Origin of the sequence: Agromyces sp. H66, assembly GCF_004959775.1 — a bacterium.
In the GTDB taxonomy this organism is placed as follows: Bacteria; Actinomycetota; Actinomycetes; order Actinomycetales; family Microbacteriaceae; genus Agromyces.
In genome coordinates, this window is sequence record NZ_SJZG01000009.1 from 62,710 (window position 1) to 78,216 (window position 15,507).

The 15,507-nt window shown below is 71.3% G+C and carries 18 protein-coding genes; 10 read left to right on the forward strand and 8 right to left on the reverse strand.

The genetic code is table 11. From position 1 onward, the window contains the following. Positions 1–20 precede the first annotated feature (20 nt). Together EZM51_RS14935 and EZM51_RS14940 are read right to left on the reverse strand one after the other, a co-directional pair. Positions 21–347 carry a hypothetical protein gene (locus EZM51_RS14935; protein ID WP_136709111.1) on the reverse strand — a complete coding sequence of 109 codons (327 nt, stop codon included), beginning with the start codon at positions 345–347 and terminating at the stop codon, positions 21–23. A gap of 81 nt (positions 348–428) precedes the next feature. Further along, positions 429–731, reverse strand: coding sequence for a hypothetical protein (locus EZM51_RS14940; RefSeq protein ID WP_136709112.1), 303 nt, complete (start codon positions 729–731; stop codon positions 429–431). 42 nt (positions 732–773) lie between these two features. On the opposite strand from EZM51_RS14940, the gene EZM51_RS14945 reads away from it, so the two are divergent. Both EZM51_RS14945 and EZM51_RS14950 read left to right on the forward strand, forming a co-directional pair. Further along, the gene (locus EZM51_RS14945; protein WP_136709113.1) at positions 774–1,697 is read left to right on the forward strand and encodes an ABC transporter ATP-binding protein; all 924 of its coding nucleotides are present in this window, start codon (positions 774–776) and stop codon (positions 1,695–1,697) included. Further along, positions 1,694–3,337 carry an ABC transporter permease gene (locus EZM51_RS14950; protein WP_169053935.1) on the forward strand — a complete coding sequence of 548 codons (1,644 nt, stop codon included), beginning with the start codon at positions 1,694–1,696 and terminating at the stop codon, positions 3,335–3,337. The genes EZM51_RS14945 and EZM51_RS14950 overlap by 4 nt, the downstream gene beginning before the upstream one ends. Here the strand turns inward: EZM51_RS14950 and EZM51_RS14955 are convergent. After that, positions 3,327–4,148 carry a universal stress protein gene (locus EZM51_RS14955; RefSeq protein ID WP_136709115.1) on the reverse strand — a complete coding sequence of 274 codons (822 nt, stop codon included), beginning with the start codon at positions 4,146–4,148 and terminating at the stop codon, positions 3,327–3,329. The genes EZM51_RS14950 and EZM51_RS14955 overlap by 11 nt on opposite strands. Before the next feature lie 225 nt (positions 4,149–4,373). Here EZM51_RS14955 and EZM51_RS14960 point away from each other — a divergent pair, with 225 nt between their 5' ends. Beyond that, positions 4,374–6,080, forward strand: a complete 1,707-nt coding sequence (locus EZM51_RS14960; RefSeq protein WP_136709116.1) for a GAF domain-containing protein — start codon at positions 4,374–4,376, stop codon at positions 6,078–6,080. Beyond that, positions 6,077–6,715: a response regulator transcription factor gene (locus EZM51_RS14965; protein ID WP_136709117.1), complete on the forward strand. Its 639-nt coding sequence runs from the start codon at positions 6,077–6,079 to the stop codon at positions 6,713–6,715. Before EZM51_RS14960 ends, EZM51_RS14965 begins: the two co-directional genes overlap by 4 nt. A gap of 48 nt (positions 6,716–6,763) precedes the next feature. On the opposite strand, the gene EZM51_RS14970 is transcribed toward EZM51_RS14965, so the two are convergent. After that, positions 6,764–7,213 (reverse strand): pyridoxamine 5'-phosphate oxidase family protein, encoded by a 450-nt coding sequence (locus EZM51_RS14970; RefSeq protein WP_136709118.1) that lies wholly within the window; start codon positions 7,211–7,213, stop codon positions 6,764–6,766. A gap of 110 nt (positions 7,214–7,323) precedes the next feature. After that, complete coding sequence (locus tag EZM51_RS14975; RefSeq protein WP_136709119.1) at positions 7,324–7,761, reverse strand: Hsp20/alpha crystallin family protein; 438 nt, start codon at positions 7,759–7,761, stop codon at positions 7,324–7,326. Between the two features lie 162 nt (positions 7,762–7,923). Between EZM51_RS14975 and EZM51_RS14980 the strand changes: the two genes are divergently transcribed. Further along, positions 7,924–8,760 (forward strand): universal stress protein, encoded by an 837-nt coding sequence (locus EZM51_RS14980; RefSeq protein WP_136709120.1) that lies wholly within the window; start codon positions 7,924–7,926, stop codon positions 8,758–8,760. An 87-nt stretch (positions 8,761–8,847) separates the two neighbouring features. Here the strand turns inward: EZM51_RS14980 and EZM51_RS14985 are convergent, their stop codons facing one another. From EZM51_RS14985 to EZM51_RS14995, 3 genes are read right to left on the reverse strand one after another with little or no spacing between them, the layout of a single operon-like run. Beyond that, positions 8,848–9,678, reverse strand: coding sequence for a universal stress protein (locus EZM51_RS14985; protein ID WP_136709121.1), 831 nt, complete (start codon positions 9,676–9,678; stop codon positions 8,848–8,850). After that, entirely contained in the window at positions 9,675–11,066 is a 1,392-nt protein-coding gene (locus EZM51_RS14990) for an MBL fold metallo-hydrolase (RefSeq protein ID WP_136709122.1), read from the reverse strand. The genes EZM51_RS14985 and EZM51_RS14990 overlap by 4 nt, the downstream gene beginning before the upstream one ends. Positions 11,067–11,070: 4 nt before the next feature. Next, positions 11,071–11,550, reverse strand: coding sequence for a universal stress protein (locus EZM51_RS14995; RefSeq protein ID WP_136709123.1), 480 nt, complete (start codon positions 11,548–11,550; stop codon positions 11,071–11,073). Positions 11,551–11,678: 128 nt separating this feature from the next. Here EZM51_RS14995 and EZM51_RS15000 point away from each other — a divergent pair, with 128 nt between their 5' ends. The 5 genes from EZM51_RS15000 (at position 11,679) to EZM51_RS15015 (ending at position 15,080) form a co-directional block, all read left to right on the forward strand. Further along, positions 11,679–12,728: an iron-containing redox enzyme family protein gene (locus tag EZM51_RS15000; RefSeq protein ID WP_248305680.1), complete on the forward strand. Its 1,050-nt coding sequence runs from the start codon at positions 11,679–11,681 to the stop codon at positions 12,726–12,728. Further along, on the forward strand, positions 12,725–12,997 hold the full coding sequence (locus tag EZM51_RS15005; RefSeq protein WP_136709124.1) for a CDGSH iron-sulfur domain-containing protein: 273 nt from the start codon (positions 12,725–12,727) through the stop codon (positions 12,995–12,997). Before EZM51_RS15000 ends, EZM51_RS15005 begins: the two co-directional genes overlap by 4 nt. Then, positions 12,976–13,098, forward strand: coding sequence for a hypothetical protein (locus tag EZM51_RS21245; protein ID WP_282568148.1), 123 nt, complete (start codon positions 12,976–12,978; stop codon positions 13,096–13,098). Before EZM51_RS15005 ends, EZM51_RS21245 begins: the two co-directional genes overlap by 22 nt. 44 nt (positions 13,099–13,142) lie before the next feature. Next, entirely contained in the window at positions 13,143–13,847 is a 705-nt protein-coding gene (locus tag EZM51_RS15010) for an SOS response-associated peptidase (protein WP_136709125.1), read from the forward strand. A gap of 843 nt (positions 13,848–14,690) precedes the next feature. Next, a complete protein-coding gene (locus tag EZM51_RS15015; RefSeq protein ID WP_136709126.1) occupies positions 14,691–15,080 on the forward strand; it encodes a hypothetical protein in 390 nt (129 codons plus the stop codon). Positions 15,081–15,507: the final 427 nt, after the last annotated feature.

Consider the following 15,507-nt stretch of genomic DNA (forward strand, 5'->3'; position numbering starts at 1 on the left):
CGCGCCTGACAGCGCGATCGTCACTTCCAGTTGTGGCGCACCGACTCCCGACGCGGGTACTGGGCCTGGATGAACGCCATCACGATTCCCGCCGCGATCAGGGCGGCGCCGAGCGGAACGAGGACCTCGCGGATCACTCGCAGGGACAGCTCGAGCGCGACGCGGATGGTCTGCCCCTGCTCCGTCGAGCCGAGACCGAGCTGATCGAGGAACATGGGAACGAGAACGACGAGCGCCGCCCCGACCAGAGCGACCACGATTCCCCACCACAGCACCTTCGCGGGCGCCCCGTGCATGGAGAACTGCTTCGGCTTCTCGACGATGACTTCGGTCTCGGTTGCCCCCATGATCCAGCACCATACCGGGCGAAGGGGGCGCCCGTCACCTGATCGGGGGGCGCGGCGTCACCGACGCCGCGTCGAAGGGCGCTACGACCGCCGATCGAACAGGCCGAGCAGCGGCAGCACCAGGCCGAGCTCCGCGAGGCCGAGCACGAAGTACACGGCCTGAAGCACGCTGAACGGGACGAAGATCATCTGCACGAAGATCCAGATGAGCAGCGCGAACCCGGCCGCCGCGGCCCAGAACAGTGCCCGCGGCATCCGTCGCGAGAGCAACGCGAACGCGAGCACGTGGATGCCGCCCAGCACGAGCGCGAGCACGACATGCGGCAGCACGACGGAGCCGAACGGCGATGCGGTCCCGACATGCAGGCGGGCCCAAGGTCCCACGGCGGCCGCCGCCCGGCCCATAGCCTCACGGCGGGAGGCGGTATGGACGCGATCGAGGTGCAGGGGCTCACGAAGACCTACGGCGGAGTGGCGGTGGTCGACGGGATCTCGATGAGCATCGGCCAGGGCGAGGTGTTCTCCCTGCTCGGGCCGAACGGCGCCGGCAAGACGACGACGGTCGAGATGCTGGAGGGCCATCGCCGGCCCGACGGCGGCACGATCTCGGTGCTCGGGTTCGACCCCCGGCGTCGAGAACGCGCCTTCCGCGAACGCATCAGCGTGGTGCTGCAGGAGGCCGGGTTCGACGACGAGTTCACGGTGCGCGAACTCGTGCGCTACTTCCACGCGTTCTACGCACATCCGCTCGACGTCGACGAGGTCATCGACCTGGTGGGACTCGACGAGAAGCACTCGGCGAAGGTGAAGACCCTCTCGGGCGGCCAGCGCCGCCGGCTCGATCTCGCACTCGGACTGATCGGCGACCCCGACGTGCTGTTCCTCGACGAGCCGACCGTGGGGTTCGACCCCGCCGCCCGGCGCCAGGCCTGGTCCGTCATCGAGCAGCTCAAGGCCCGGGGCACCACGATCCTGCTCACCACCCACTACCTCGACGAGGCCGAGCACCTGGCCGACCGCGTCGCCGTCATCGTCGCCGGGCGCCTCGTGGCCGTCGGACCACCCGCCGAGCTCGCCGCCGGCCGGACCGGTGCGACGGTCTCGTTCCGGCTGCCGCCCGCGACCACGGTCGACGAGCTCCCGGGCCTCGGCGCCCGTCCCGTGGCCGACGGCGCGGGATGGCGGCTCGCGACGGAGCATCCGTCGGCCGTGGTGCACGCCCTGACCGGATGGGCGATCGACCGCGGCACGGAGCTGCCCGCCCTCGAGGTACGGCGACCGAGCCTCGAAGACGCCTACCTCGACCTCGTGGGCGAGCCCCCGCAGGCGAACATGGGATCGGCACCGTGAGCACCGCCGGCGCCTCGACCGCTTCCGGCGGAGGCTGGGTCGCGCAACTCGGCGCCCAGTTCCAGCACGCCGCCGTGTCGCTGTGGCGGTCGCTCATCGTCCTCATCTTCAGCTTCGGCATGCCGCTCGCCTGGCTCGTGCTCATCGGGCTCGTCGCCGGCAACGCCGTGATCGACGAGTCGACGGGACTGCGGGTCATGCAGCTCGCCGCACCCAGCGCCATCGCGATGGGCGCCTTCTTCGCGACCATGCCCTCCGTCGCCGTGGCCGTCGGGGAGGCGAAGGACCGCCTCGTGCTGAAGCGGCTGCGCACGACCCCGATGCCGAGCTGGGCGTACGTCGCGGGGCAGGTGCTCGCGGCCGCGGGCTTCGGCGCCGCGTCGGTGGGCGCGACCGTGTTCGTCGCCTGGCTCGCCTACGACGTGCGGCTGCCCGCGGCATCCGTCTGGCCGTTCATCGTGACCGTGCTCGTCGCGCTCGCCTCCTTCTGCGCCCTCGGCATCGCCGTGGCGTCGGTGGCCCCCTCGGCGCGCATCGCCGAGACGGTCTCGATCGCGACCGCTGTCACGCTCGCGTTCATCTCGGGGGTGTTCGTCATCGGCGGTGCACTGCCGGCATGGCTGGACGCGCTGGCGAGCGCCCTGCCGCTGAAGCCGTTCCTGACCGCGATGCAGGACCAGTTCGACCCGTCCAACGAGGAGCCGCAGTGGGCGCTCCCGCAGCTCGCCGTCATCGCCGCATGGGGCGTGGTGGGCGCGGTCGTCGCGATGGTGGCGTTCCGGTGGCAGCCGACGATCCGCCGTGCGCCCTCCGCGGGCATGGCCGCTGCGGAGACCGGGCGCCTCGCGCCCACGACCGCGGCCCCCTCGACGACCCGCCGCAGGCCGTCGACCGTGCTCTCCCGCGTCGGAGCCCAGTCGGCGGCGGCGCTGCGGGTGGCGGCGCGCCGCCCGGGCGATCTGTTCTTCGCGATCGCGGTGCCGCTCGGCCTCTTCCTCCTGCTCGTGACGCTGCAGGGCGACGTCATGCGGGCCGACGGCATCCCCGTCGCGACCTTCACGGCCGCGAGCATGGCGACGTGGGGCATCGCCGTCGTCTCCTTCATGAACACGGCCGAGTCGTTCGCGAGGTCCCGGGAGCGCGGGATGCTGAAGCGACTCGACGGCACCCCGTCGAGCGTGGGCGAGCTCATCGCCGGCCGGAGCGTGGCCACGGTGGTGCTGGGCGTCCTCGTCACGGCAGCTCTGCTCGCCGTCATGGTCTCCGCCTACGGCACCCCGGTGACGCTCGGCGGTATCGCCGTCGGGCTCGTGGTCACGACCGTCGGCGTCGCCTCGCTCGTGGCATGCGGCCACCTGCTCGCGGCAGCCCTGCCGAGCGCACGCGCGGTGGGATCCGTGGCGCTCATCCTGCTGTTCGTGCTCGCGTTCTTCTCCGAGGTCTTCCTCGTGGAGTCGCCCGAGTGGATGGAACCGGTGGGGGCCGTATTCCCCCTCGTGCACCTCCAGCACGGGCTCACCGACGCCTGGGATCCGGATGTCGCGACGGTGCCGTGGCTCGACTTGGCCGTGCTCGCGGCGTGGGGCGGCGCGGCCGGCGCCGCGGCCCTCCTGCTGGAACGGCGACGCGTCAGGCGCTGACGGGCGCCGCGGCGCGGAACGGGACGATCATCACCGGTCCGCCGGCGTTCATGAGCAGGTCGTTGTTCGTGCGCCCGAGCGGCCGGAAGCCCTGCGCATCGGGTGCGGTCGGCCGGCCGCTCACGGTGACCACGGCGCGGCGCGACACCGCGGCGAGCGCCTCGCCGGGCGACGACGTGGACCGGCGCACCACGATGCCCGCCGCGAGCTCGCTGGTCTCGGGAAGCTCCCGCACGAGGCCGAGGGCCCGCTCGTCGTCGGTCGCGTCCGGCCCGCCCGACCGGATGAGCATGAGTCGCTCGCCGAGCCGCACGGCCTCGTGCGCGGCGAACCGCACCGGGTCGATCCAACCGGGCTCGTCGCCGACGCCGACGGCCACGCCGCTCCGACCCGGCGACGCCGAGACGGGAACGATCGTCGTCGGCACGGGCGCCATGGCCGCGAGCTGCAGCCCCCGGGAGCCTAGTGCGTGGCCGTGGAAGGACCCGACCTTGTGCGTGCCGATCGCGACCGACTCGAACGCGGCCGCCTCGGAGGCCAGCACCAGCATGGGCGCGCCCACGGCCACGCGAGCGCTCACGGTGACGCCGCCGGCCTGCTCGCGTGCGAACTCGAGCTCGCGCGCGGCGGTCTGCTCGGCCGAATTGCGCAGCTCCGTCAGGTCACGGTCGCTGATGGTGCCCCACTCGTCGTCGACGACGAACAGCAGCGTGACATCAGCCCCGATGCCCTTTGCCCGTTCGATCGCCCACGACACCGCCGCCCGGCTCGCGATCGAACCATCGATGCCGACGAGGATCGACCTTTCCATGCTGCACCGTCTTCCTGCGACCCGGACGCGGCGAGGGCGCTGCCGCGACGATTCCGATCGCTTCGTCCCAGCATCACCCGATCGTCGGTCGCGTCTCGGGCCATTGGTCCCCCGGATGCCCCGTCCGGTCGCCGTTGGCCCCCGCTCCGCCTCGTGCGCGCACCGCGGAACCGGTGATAGCCTGCCGACAACCCGCGATACGGAGGGGGTGCCGTGCCGGAGCGGATGCCGCAGCCTTCCGATCAGCCGCGGTCGGAGCTGGATCGGGCCCTGCACGACCTCGTCGACCGAGCCGACGACGTGATCGCCACGCAGGGTCGCCTGCGTGCGCTGCTGCACGCGACCCAGGCCGTCGTCGAACCCATCGAGCTGCCGATGGTGCTCGAGCGCATCGTGCGTGCCGCGGTCGAGCTCGTCGACGCGCAGTACGGTGCGCTGGGGGTCGTGGCGCCCGAGGGTGGACTCGAGGAATTCATCCACGTGGGCATGGCTCCCGCTGCGGTCGCGCGGATCGGGCATCTCCCCCAGGGCCACGGCGTGCTCGGCGCCCTCATCGACGACCCGCGTCCCATCCGGTTGCGGCACATCTCCGACGACCCGCGGTCGGTCGGCTTCCCCGAGGGGCATCCGGCGATGGACGCGTTCCTCGGCGTGCCCATCCGCGTGCGCGACGAGGTCTTCGGCAACCTCTACCTCTCGAATCCGCGCGCCGGCGAGTTCTCCCATCAGGACGAGGACATGGTCACCGCCCTCGCGGCGACCGCGGGCTTCGCGATCGCGAACGCCAGGCTGTTCGACGAGTCGCGCATGCGGCAGTCCTGGACCGCCTCGTCGGCGCAGATCGCCTCGGCGCTCCTCGGCACCGCGAGCGACGCCGCGGTGCCGATGCTCGCCGACGAGCTCATCGCGCGCACCGCGGCCGATCGCATCTGCATCGTCGTCCCCGGCGTCGACCCGCTCACCGTCCGCGTCGCCGAAGCGCGCGGCACCGGTGCCGAGGCCCTCGCCGGGGCGGTCATCCCGTCGATGCGCACCGCCGCCGCGGTGGTGTTCGAGAGCGGCGAGTCGCGTGCACGACCCGGTGGACGGGCCGGTGAGACCGCCGATGCCCTGGCCCTCGTCGACGGCGAGGACGCCGGTCCGACGATGTTCGTGGCCCTGAAGAATCCGTCCTCGGTGTGGGCCGTGGTGTCCGTGAGCCGGGCGCCGGGCAGGGGGCACTTCACGCCGGCCGAGCTCGACATCGCCGACGACCTCGCGAGCCGCGTGGGACTCGCGATCGAGCTGGCGCGCGCCCGCGAGGAACGCCAGCGCGCCCTGCTCGCCGACGACCGCTCCCGGATCGCACGCGATCTGCACGACCACGTGATCCAGCAACTGTTCGGCACCGGTCTCGAGCTCCAGGCCGTCGCGGGCACGACCCCCGACTCCGAGCTCGCCCGTCGCCTCGAGTCGGCGGTCGCGACCCTCGACGACACCATCGCGCAGATCCGCACGATCATCTTCGCGATGTCGCCCCGACCCACGGCCGACAGCTCCCTGCGTCGCCGCCTCCTCGACATCGCGGCCGAGTCCTCGGCGTCACTGCCCCAGCCGGTCGCGGTGAGCTTCAGCGGCCCCGTCGATCTCGTCGTCACGGGCGAGGTCGCCGAAGACGTGGCGGCCGTGTCGCGCGAACTGCTCGCCAACGCCGTGCGACACGCCTCGGCCTCGACCGTGCGTCTCTCGATCGTCGCGAACGACAGCGCCGTCCGCGTCGCCGTCGACGACGACGGCTCGGGCATCACCGACACGGGGCGGCGCAGCGGTCTCGCGAACCTGGCAGCACGCGCCGAACGCCGCGGCGGCCGGCTGCGCATCGATTCCGAGCCCGGTCGCACGACGGTGCGCTGGACCGTGCCCGCGGAACGAGGCGAAGGAGAAGACGCATGACGCGCGTGTTCCTCGTGGACGATCACGAGATCGTGCGGCGGGGCGTCGCCGAGCTGCTGCATCGCGAGGGCGACCTCGAGGTGGTCGGCGAGGCCGGCGACGTCGCACACGCCCTCCCCCGCATCGATGCCACCCTGCCCGACGTCGCGCTGCTCGACATGCTCCTGCCCGACGGCGACGGCATCGCGCTGTGCCGCGAGATCCGGTCGAGGCATCCCGAGATCCGATGCCTGATCCTCACGGCGTACGACGACGACGAGGCCGCGATGAGCGCGGTGCTCGCGGGCGCGTCGGGGTACGTGCTGAAGAACATCAACGGCTCGAAGCTCGTCGACCACGTTCGCGCAGCCGCGGCCGGGCGAAACCTGCTGCATGCGGGGGTCACGAGGCAGGTGGCGACGAGGGCCGCGTCCGAAGACCGCGAGGATCCCCGCTTCGGCTCCCTCAACCTGCGCGAACGGCAGGTGCTCGCCCTCATCGCCGAGGGGCTCACCAACCGGCAGATCGGCGAGCAGCTCGACCTCGCCGAGAAGACCGTGAAGAACTACGTCTCGGGACTCCTGCGCAAGCTCGGCTTCGAACGTCGCACGCAGGCGGCCGTCTACCAGCTCGAGCACCGCGACCAGCCGAGATGAGGGATGCCACGGGGCCGGCCCGTGGCATCACTCAGCCGGTTCGCCCGGTCAGCCCGCCGGAGCGACCTGCCGTCGCTGGAACATGCGGCCGCTCACTTCGGTGGGGGTGATCCGCACCCACCGGGTCTTCTCCTCGGGCGCCCACGGGGCGATGCCGAGCTTCTCGGCGGCGTCGACCTCGCCGCGGCGGTCGAACTCCTCGGCCGTGCCCTTGACGACCACGCTGAAGGCGTCGGCGTCGGTGAAGCCGTCGACCTCGAACGCGACGGTCTCGTGGATCGTGAGCTCGAGGAGCTTGGTGCCCGGCGAGGTTCGGAACACGATCGTGCGCGCGTCGGCGCCGTGCGAGTCGACGGCGTGGTTCACCGGGAAGATGTCGACCTGACCCGCCGCGGCCGCGGCGACGCGCCCGTAGGGTGCGTCGTCGATCCGCTGCCAGCACTCCTCTTCGGTGAGCGCTCGGGTCGGCGGGCGGTTGTTGACGGCGTCATCGTTCATGCATCGAGTCTGGTCGCCCGCGGCATCCGTCGGCAAGTCCGAAGGTCCCTCGGCCGGGCCGCCCCCGCCCCGGCCCGGCCCCGATCGTCACGACGTCGCGGCGCCGATCGTCACGACGTCGCGTCGCCGCCGCGCTTGATCTCGACCTTGCGCGGGCTCGGCAGCTCCTTGAACGGCACCGTGACGTGCAGCACGCCCTCCTCGAAGGAGGCGCTGACGGCGTCCTGATCGGCCTGCTCGGGAAGCTGGATGCGCCGGTAGTAGCTCGAGCTCGACTCGCGCACGACGTACTTCTTGCCCTTGTCCTCTTCCTTCTCGTGCCGCTCGGCGCGCACGACCAGCGCACCCTCGTCGACGTTGATCTCGATGTCGTCCTGCGAGAAGCCGGGCAGGTGCGCTTCGACGGTGAGCTTCGAGTCGTCCTGCGTGTAGATGTCGGTGATCGGCATCTGCCGGCGTGCCTGCCCGAACAGTCCGTCGGAGAAGAGCTGCTTCTGCAGCGCCGAGAGTTCGGCGAACGGGTCGAAACGGCTGAGTGATCCAGCCATGGTCGGCTCCTTTCATGAATGATCGTCATTCGATGTGCTTCGACGGTAGGAGCCGGCGGCAGCCGCGGGCGGGCCGAAGGTCCCGCGTCCGGCACCCGCCGGGCGAAACCCATGTGACCTTCGACCCCACGGCGGCCGCGACGGCTGGGGCAGCCTGCCGTCATGTTCACTCGCATCGTCGTCGGCTGGGACGGCACGCCGGAGTCCGAGGCCGCGCTCGAATGGGCGGTCGCCCGCGGGGTCGGGACGCCGCTGAAGATCGTGCACGCGATCGGCGGCACGCCCACGGCGAGCGAGTACCTGCGGGCGGGCGGCGAGCTGTCGGACGAGCGGGTGCGACTCATGGACGTCGCTGAAAAGCTGCGCGCCGAGCGACCCGACCTGAACATCACGACCGAGACCGAGCACGGGTCGCCGAGCACGGTGCTCGCCGAGGAGTTCGGCGCCGACACCCTCGTGGTCGTGGGAGCGCCGGCGACGCATCGCGGCTCCCGTTGGACCACCGGGTCCCGATTGGCCGGCCGTCACGGAGGGGGAATCGTGGCGGTCATCCCATCGCGTCCGGCGACCGACACGCGACCCGCGGTGGTCGTCGGCGTCGACGGCTCGCCCGCGTCGATGGCGGCGCTGGAGACGGCCGCCGCCGAAGCCCAGCGCCTCGGCGCGGAGCTCGAGGTCGTGCACGCGTGGAGCATCCCGCCGGGCTGGAACACCGCCTACCCCGAGTACCTGGCCGACATCGACGCGCTCGAGGACATGCATCGAGGGGTCCTCGAGGAAGCCGTCGAGTTCGCCCGACGCCTGCACACCCGGCCGACCGGACGGCTCGAGCCCGGACCCGCCGCCGAGGCGCTGCAACGCGTCGCGGACGGCGCGGCGCTGCTGGTCGTCGGCAGCCACGGGCGCGGAACCCTCGCGAGGTTCCTGCTCGGCTCGGTGAGCCACGAGCTGCTCGTGTCGCTCCCCGCGCCGCTCATGATCGTCGGCCCCCGGGAGTGACCCGTCTCACCCGGGAGTGACCCGTCTCGCCCGGGACTGACCCGTCTCGTCGAGGTCGGTCAGTCCCGTCTCCCCGAGGCCGTCGCCTCAGATGAGGTCCTCGTCCTCGAGGCCCGGCGACACCTCGATCGGCTCGGCGGGCACGGGCGCGACGGCGACCGGCACCGACGACCGGGCCAGCACGTGCTCGCTGACCGAACCGATGAGCAGGTCCTCCAGCGGACCGCGGCCGTGCGACCCGACCACGACGAGGGCCGCGTCGCGCGCGGCCTCGAGGATGGCGTCGGCCGCCGAGCGTTCGTTGGGCACCACGTTCACCGGGGTCTCGGGATGGCTCGCGCGGATCCGCTCGGCCGCCACCTCGAGTTCGCGCGGGGGCGCGCCGCCGCCCGCGTGCACGATGGTCAACGCGGATGCCGCGTGCCGCGCCTCCCGGGCGGCGAACGCCATGGCGGCGTCGCTCGCGGCATCCGGATCCCATCCGACGACCACACCGCTGCCGCCGCCCGACCAGGCGGTCGGCACGACGACGAGCACGCCGCCCGTGCGGCCCGCGAGGCGCAGCCCGAGGGGCAGGTGCGCGAGTTCGTCGATGGCGTCGACGTAGGTCATGCCGATCACGAGCAGGTTCGCCGCCTTCGACGCGTCGAGGAGCTCGTCGACGATGTCGCCCTGGCGCAGCTCGACGTGCACCGAGGCGTCCGGCAGCCGCTCGCGCAGCCGTTCGGCGACGCGATCGAGCCGCTCCCGGCGCCGATCGCGCTCGACGTCGGGGTAGCCCGCCGCGAGTGGTACGTGCTCGAGCACGGTCGTCACCTCGACGTCGACGTCGAAATGCCGGCAGCGTTCGGCCACCCACCGTTCGGCGACCGCGTTGGCGGCGCCGCCGTCGAGGGCGAGGATCACGTGATCGGTCATGATGCGATCTCCTGTCGTTCGGGTGCGTCCATCCTGACGCGTTCCAGGTGCTCGGGCACGCGCACCGGCCAGTGCAGCTCCCGCTTGATGCGGGCGCGAAGGGTGTCGGACGCGACGGCCTCGCCGTGCGTCACGTAGACCATGTCGGGCGGCTCGTCGACCGCGCGCATCCATGCCATGAGCTCGTCGGCGTCGGCGTGCGAGGACATGCCGTCGATCGCGACGACCTCGGCGCGGATCGGCACGTCCTCGCCGAAGATGCGCAGCGAACTCGCCCCGCCGAGCAGCGCGGAGCCGCGCGTGCCGCCCGCCTGGTAGCCCGTGAGCACGATCGCATTGCGACGGTCGGACCCATAGGCGACGAGGTGGTGCAGGATGCGGCCGCCGGTCAGCATGCCGCTCGCCGAGATGATGATCATCGGGCCGCCCCGCAGGTTCAGCAGCTTCGAGTCGTCGACCGTGTGCACGGGCCTCGCGAGACCGTACATGCGGGCGATCTCGTCGGGGTCGAGCCGGTGCTCCTCGGGGTGGCGCCGGTAGATCGCGGCCGCGTCGACCGCCATCGGGCTGTTCAGGTAGATCGGGATGTCGGGGATCTCGCCGCGGTCGCGGAGGCGGGAGAGGTGCAGGAGCACGGTCTCGGTGCGCGCGACGGCGAACGCCGGGATGAGCACGACCCCGCCCTGCTTCGCGACCCGGCGCACGACGTCGCCGAGCACCTCCTCCACGTCGTCCTTGGGATGCAGGCGGTCGCCGTACGTCGACTCGGTGACGAGCACGGAGGCCGGCTCGAGCGGACGCGGCGGGTGCAGGAGCGGGTCGTTCGGCCGGCCGAGGTCGCCCGTGAAGTGCACGACGCGACCGCCGACCCGCACTCGGACGCCCGCGGCCCCCAGGATGTGGCCGGCGGGCACGTGGGTGAACTCGAGGTCGCGCCCGACGCGGTGGGTGGCGTCGAAGTCGACGGGGACGAACCGCTCGAGCGACCGCGCGGCATCCGCTGCCGTGTAGAGCGGAGTCGGATGGCGGTGCGAGGACCAGCCGCCGGATGCCGCGTGCCTGGCCTCCTCCTCGAGGAGGTACCCGCTGTCGGGGAGGAGCACCCCGCACAGTTCGGCGGTGCCGGGCGTCGCGTACACGGGCCCCCGGAACCCGTCGCGCACGAGCGCGGGGAGGTAGCCCGTGTGGTCGAGGTGCGCATGGGTCAGCACCACCGCGTCGATGGACTCGGGCGGTACCGGGAACGGTGCTCGGTTGCGCTCGCGTAGCACCTTGAAGCCCTGGAAGAGCCCGCAGTCCACGAGCACCCGGGAGTCACCGGTGTCGACGAGGAACTTCGAGCCCGTGACGGTATCGGCGGCTCCGAGGAACTGGAGGTGTGCGGCCATCGGATCAGCGCCCGTGTACGACCAGCACCGGGCAGCGCGCGTGCTCGGCGACCGCGGCACTGACCGATCCCAGGAGCAGGCCGGCGAAGCCGCCGTGACCGCGGCTGCCCACGACGATCATCTCGGCGTGCCCCGATTCCTCGATGAGCGACTCGGCCGGGCGGCCCTGGCGGGTACGGGTCGCGAACCATTCCGGCACCTCGGTGCCGAACACCTCCTCGGTGGCCCTGGCGACGATGCGATCGGCGTCGTCCTCGGGCGTCCAGTCCAACTGCGGGTAGTACCCGCCGTAGAAGTACACCGGGTAGTTCCACACCGCGAGGGCGCGCACGCGGAGTCCCAGCTTGGGGGCCAGGTCGGCGGCGTAACGCAGCGCCGACACCGACGACTCGGAGCCGTCGACGCCGACGACGATGCCGGGAGGCCCGGGTTCGGGCTCATGGTTCGGCTCGGGTGGATTCGGGTCCTTCACTGCGTCCGCCATGCCCGAATCATCGCGGCCCCGGGCGCGCCGCGGCGGGCCGAAGGTCACATGGGGTTGCGGGTCAACCCCTCCCGCGCGAGACTCCGACCTCCGTACGGTGGGCACATGACCGACCGAGGGGGGCAGTCATGACCATCACCGCCGAGCGTCGACTGACCGACGCGCGAATGCGCCCCATGGCGCTGCCCGAGCCGCGCGGACCGATCACCGCCGCGCTCATCGAGGTCCTCACCGGTCCCGAGCACGCGTCGGTGGGCGACCTCGCCCTTGCCGCGACCGAGGGGCTCGCGGCATCCGTCGACCCGCTCATCGACGATGACGTGCAGCTCGCGCTCTTCCTCATGTACGAGCTGCACTACGGCGGCCTCGAGGGCGTGTCCGACTCGTGGGAGTGGGACCCGCGACTGCTCGCGGTGCGCGGCCCGATCGAGCGCGAGTTCGAGGAGGCATTGCGCCACTCGGTGCGACAGCCGGTCGCCGTGCGCGACGTGCCGGAGGCCCTGTTCGCGCTCGTGGGCGACGACGACTCGCCGAGCCTGTCGGGGTTCGTCGAACGGGATGCCACGGCCGACCAGGCGCGCGAGATCCTCGCCTGCCGTTCGATCTACACGCTGAAGGAGGCGGACCCGCACAGCTGGGCGATCCCGCGGCTGCACGGGCGCGCGAAGTCGGCGCTCGTCGAGATCCAGGCCGACGAGTACGGCGGCGGCCGACCCGATCGCCTGCACGCGACGATCTTCGCTCGCGCGATGCGCGGTGCGGGACTCGACGACCGCTACGGCGCCTACGCCGACCACGTGCCGGTCGAGGTGTACACGTCGATGAACCTCATGTCGTTGTTCGGCCTGCACCGACGCCTTCGCGGTGCGATCGTCGGGCATCTCGCCGCCTACGAGATGACGTCGTCGCTGCCGTGCCGTGCCTACGCGAACGGGCTGCGACGGCTCGGTTTCGGCGAGGACGTCGCCGACTACTTCGACGAGCACGTCGAAGCCGACGCGGTGCACGAGCAGCTCGCGGCCCGCGACCTGGCGGGCGCGCTCGCGGAGGAGGAACCGCAACTCGCCCGCGACATCCTCTTCGGCGCGTCGGCGTGCCTCACGGTCGACGGGCGACTCTGGGGCGGCCTGCGCGAGCGGTTCGAGCGCGGCGAGTCGGCGCTTCGGAGGCCCCTGTGACGGACGCTGAGGCATCCGCTCGACCGGTCTCGATCACCGCGTGCCCCGACGGCCCGCTGCTCGTGCGAGGCGATCTCGCGCTGCTCGACGAGCACGGTGCGCCCATCGAGCCGAACCGCCGCACCTTCGCGCTCTGCCGGTGCGGTGCATCTGCCGTGCGCCCGTTCTGCGACGGGTCGCACAAGCTCGTGGGGTTCCGCACCGGGCCGCCGCCGCGGACGCCGGCGGTGACGTACGAGGATGAGGAGTGGCGCGGCACGACCGGCTGATCGTGGGCAGCGGCATCCGGGGTTCGAAGCTGCTCGTCACCGGTGCCTTCCTCGCGTCGCTTCCAAGCGCGGAGGTGCTGCCGATCGCCCAGCCCGGCTGAATCCGGGCCGTGCGCATGTCGGCGGGCGGGTGCAGACTGGCAGCATGTGCGGACGCTTCGCCAACGACGCCAAGGTCGACGAGATGATCCAGGAGTTCGTCGCCCAGGGCGGCGACTACCGCGACTGGCGGCCGCAGTACTCGATCGCGCCGACCCAGGTGATCCCGATCGTGCGCGAGCGGCCGAACCGCGAGACCGGCGAGGTGGTGCGCTCGATCGACGCGGCGGTCTGGAACTTCCACCCCTCCTTCATGAAGGAGTCCAAGCGGCCCCAGTTCAACACCCGCATCGAGACCGTGGCGACGAACGGGCTCTGGAAGGGCGCGTTCGCATCGTCGCGCTGCCTCGTGCCGATGCGGGGCTACTACGAGTGGACGGGCGAGCCAGGGCACAAGCAGGCGTTCTTCCTGCACGGCGAGCGGCCGATGCTCGCCGCGGCCGGCATCTACACGGCGCGCAAGGTGGGCGACGAGTGGGAGGTCTCGACCTCCATCATCACGCGTGAGGCTCGGGATGCCTCGGGCGAGGTGCACGACCGCATGCCCGTGTTCCTCGACCGCGACGCGTGGGACGAGTACCTCGCGCCCGTGAAGCTCGACGACGCCGGCAAGGAGCACATGGTCGCGCTGCTCGACGCCGAGTCGTCGAAGGTGGCATCGACCATCGAGAGCCACGAGGTCGACCGCAAGGTCAACAACTCGCGTACCGCCGACCCCGAGGATCCGTCGCTCATCGAGCCGCTCGACTGAGCACCCGCCGGCGGTCCGGTCTGCTCCTCCCGAATCGACATCACCGCTTGAATGGTCCGTCCAATCGATCTGCTGGCAACCAACGGATGGATGGCCCTCGCTGCGGCCCGTCGGGTCTTTCACAACGACATTCGCTGCGCGCAAGTCGCTGAGTATCTGGTTCGCCTGCTGCAGGTCGAGGTCGAACATGTTGCGAATGGTCTTGTTGGTGATCCATCCGTACTCGTGGAGGTGGGCTTCGACGCGGGGGCGAGCAGAGTCCGCTCGCGCACGGTGTTGCACGGCAGTCCCGAGCGCCGAAGCGACGGATGAGCGTAGCCGCCAGCGGGTCCCTCGACGGGCGTCGCCATCTCGCTCGATGATCGCCTCTGCGCCGGCAGCCAGGGCGTCGAGTCGATCCTTCGCCTCGGGTTCACTCAACTGCAGGAGGCGTGCGGCGTCGCTCAGAGTGAGCGTGGGGCGTTGACAGAGATGCACGAGCGCGAGCATCGCATCAACGTTGTCACGAAGCGCTCGAGGGAGCGTGGCCACGTAGCCGGCGAACGCTCGGTTTGGGGCACCGCTTGTGAAGGAGATCTCGACCGAGTACTCGTCTGCCCGGATGCCCGGAATCTGCTGACCGACTCGGACCTGTTCCCGGAACATCCTGTCGATACCGCGTGATGCGCGCTCAGCGAGTCCAAGCTGCTGCATCGCGCCCATGAGCGCCGCGTTCCGCGGCGTCGAGACCGTGCTGAGCAGGCGATCCTCCGTCACGCCGAATGGCAGGCCACCGGGTGACCATACGCGCAGCGCGTTCGGGGAGTGGTCGATGACCACCCTGTCCGGTCGAGAGTAGTCACGGTGCACCAACGCGTTGGTGACAGCTTCATCGATCGCGATCGGCGAGAAGTCAGGCAAAGCGATCTCCTGGCCGCCGGCCAGAGCGACATGCGCGACCTCAGGATCGATGGTGGAGCGAATGGTGTCGAGGGTCCTCGGGAGGAGCAGCACCAGCGGCTCTCGCAACCTGCGAACCGACGGTTCGGCACCCGCTGCGGTCCGCGCGAGAATGTCGACGCCGTCATGTGCCGGCGTCGTGAAGAGAATCTCTCCGGCGATCAGCAGACGATCCTCCCGGTCGAGCACGTTGAGTGCCCGCAGCAGGCTCCTGTCATCGAGGTCCGCCATTTGCTGCGGCACGGTCAGCTGCGGCCGGGTGTTGCCGTAGATCCGACTGCGCAGCATCGCTGAATCGACGGATGTTCCGCTGAACGCCGTTTCACCGGTGGCCTTGTCGTCTACGCCGAGCACGATCCGTCCGCCGCGCGCGTTCGCGAAGCAGACGACGGCGTCGACCAATTCCTCGATCAGGCGTGCCTGAGGATTGCCAGGCGGGTCAGGGCCAGTGATCGTGTGCGGGTCGCGCTTGAAGTCCAGCACCCCGGTCTCCAGGGATCCCGCCGATGCGCCGTTCAGCACACGCTGCAACACATCACCCAAGCCGTCGAGTTTCATGAATAGTTTCATGCACGAGTGCACACGCACGGCACCTAGAAACTCTGAGGAAACTCGCGGGAGATCTCCTCTGTGCGGCAGCGGACTTCGCCGCAGTCGGGGTCCTCCACGGGACCGCGGCGGGCGGCGCGCGGCTGGGCACGGCATCGTGCTATCCTGACGC

Excerpts from the sequence above, each read along its gene's own strand:
- EZM51_RS14935 (WP_136709111.1), bottom strand. The coding sequence starts at position 347 with ATGGGGGCAACCGAGACCGAAGTCATCGTCGAGAAGCCGAAGCAGTTC.
- EZM51_RS14945 (WP_136709113.1), top strand. The coding sequence starts at position 774 with ATGGACGCGATCGAGGTGCAGGGGCTCACGAAGACCTACGGCGGAGTG.
- EZM51_RS14955 (WP_136709115.1), bottom strand. The coding sequence starts at position 4,148 with ATGGAAAGGTCGATCCTCGTCGGCATCGATGGTTCGATCGCGAGCCGG.
- EZM51_RS14960 (WP_136709116.1), top strand. The coding sequence starts at position 4,374 with ATGCCGCAGCCTTCCGATCAGCCGCGGTCGGAGCTGGATCGGGCCCTG.
- EZM51_RS14965 (WP_136709117.1), top strand. The coding sequence starts at position 6,077 with ATGACGCGCGTGTTCCTCGTGGACGATCACGAGATCGTGCGGCGGGGC.
- EZM51_RS14970 (WP_136709118.1), bottom strand. The coding sequence starts at position 7,213 with ATGAACGATGACGCCGTCAACAACCGCCCGCCGACCCGAGCGCTCACC.
- EZM51_RS14975 (WP_136709119.1), bottom strand. The coding sequence starts at position 7,761 with ATGGCTGGATCACTCAGCCGTTTCGACCCGTTCGCCGAACTCTCGGCG.
- EZM51_RS14980 (WP_136709120.1), top strand. The coding sequence starts at position 7,924 with ATGTTCACTCGCATCGTCGTCGGCTGGGACGGCACGCCGGAGTCCGAG.
- EZM51_RS14985 (WP_136709121.1), bottom strand. The coding sequence starts at position 9,678 with ATGACCGATCACGTGATCCTCGCCCTCGACGGCGGCGCCGCCAACGCG.
- EZM51_RS14990 (WP_136709122.1), bottom strand. The coding sequence starts at position 11,066 with ATGGCCGCACACCTCCAGTTCCTCGGAGCCGCCGATACCGTCACGGGC.
- EZM51_RS14995 (WP_136709123.1), bottom strand. The coding sequence starts at position 11,550 with ATGGCGGACGCAGTGAAGGACCCGAATCCACCCGAGCCGAACCATGAG.
- EZM51_RS15000 (WP_248305680.1), top strand. The coding sequence starts at position 11,679 with ATGACCATCACCGCCGAGCGTCGACTGACCGACGCGCGAATGCGCCCC.
- EZM51_RS15010 (WP_136709125.1), top strand. The coding sequence starts at position 13,143 with ATGTGCGGACGCTTCGCCAACGACGCCAAGGTCGACGAGATGATCCAG.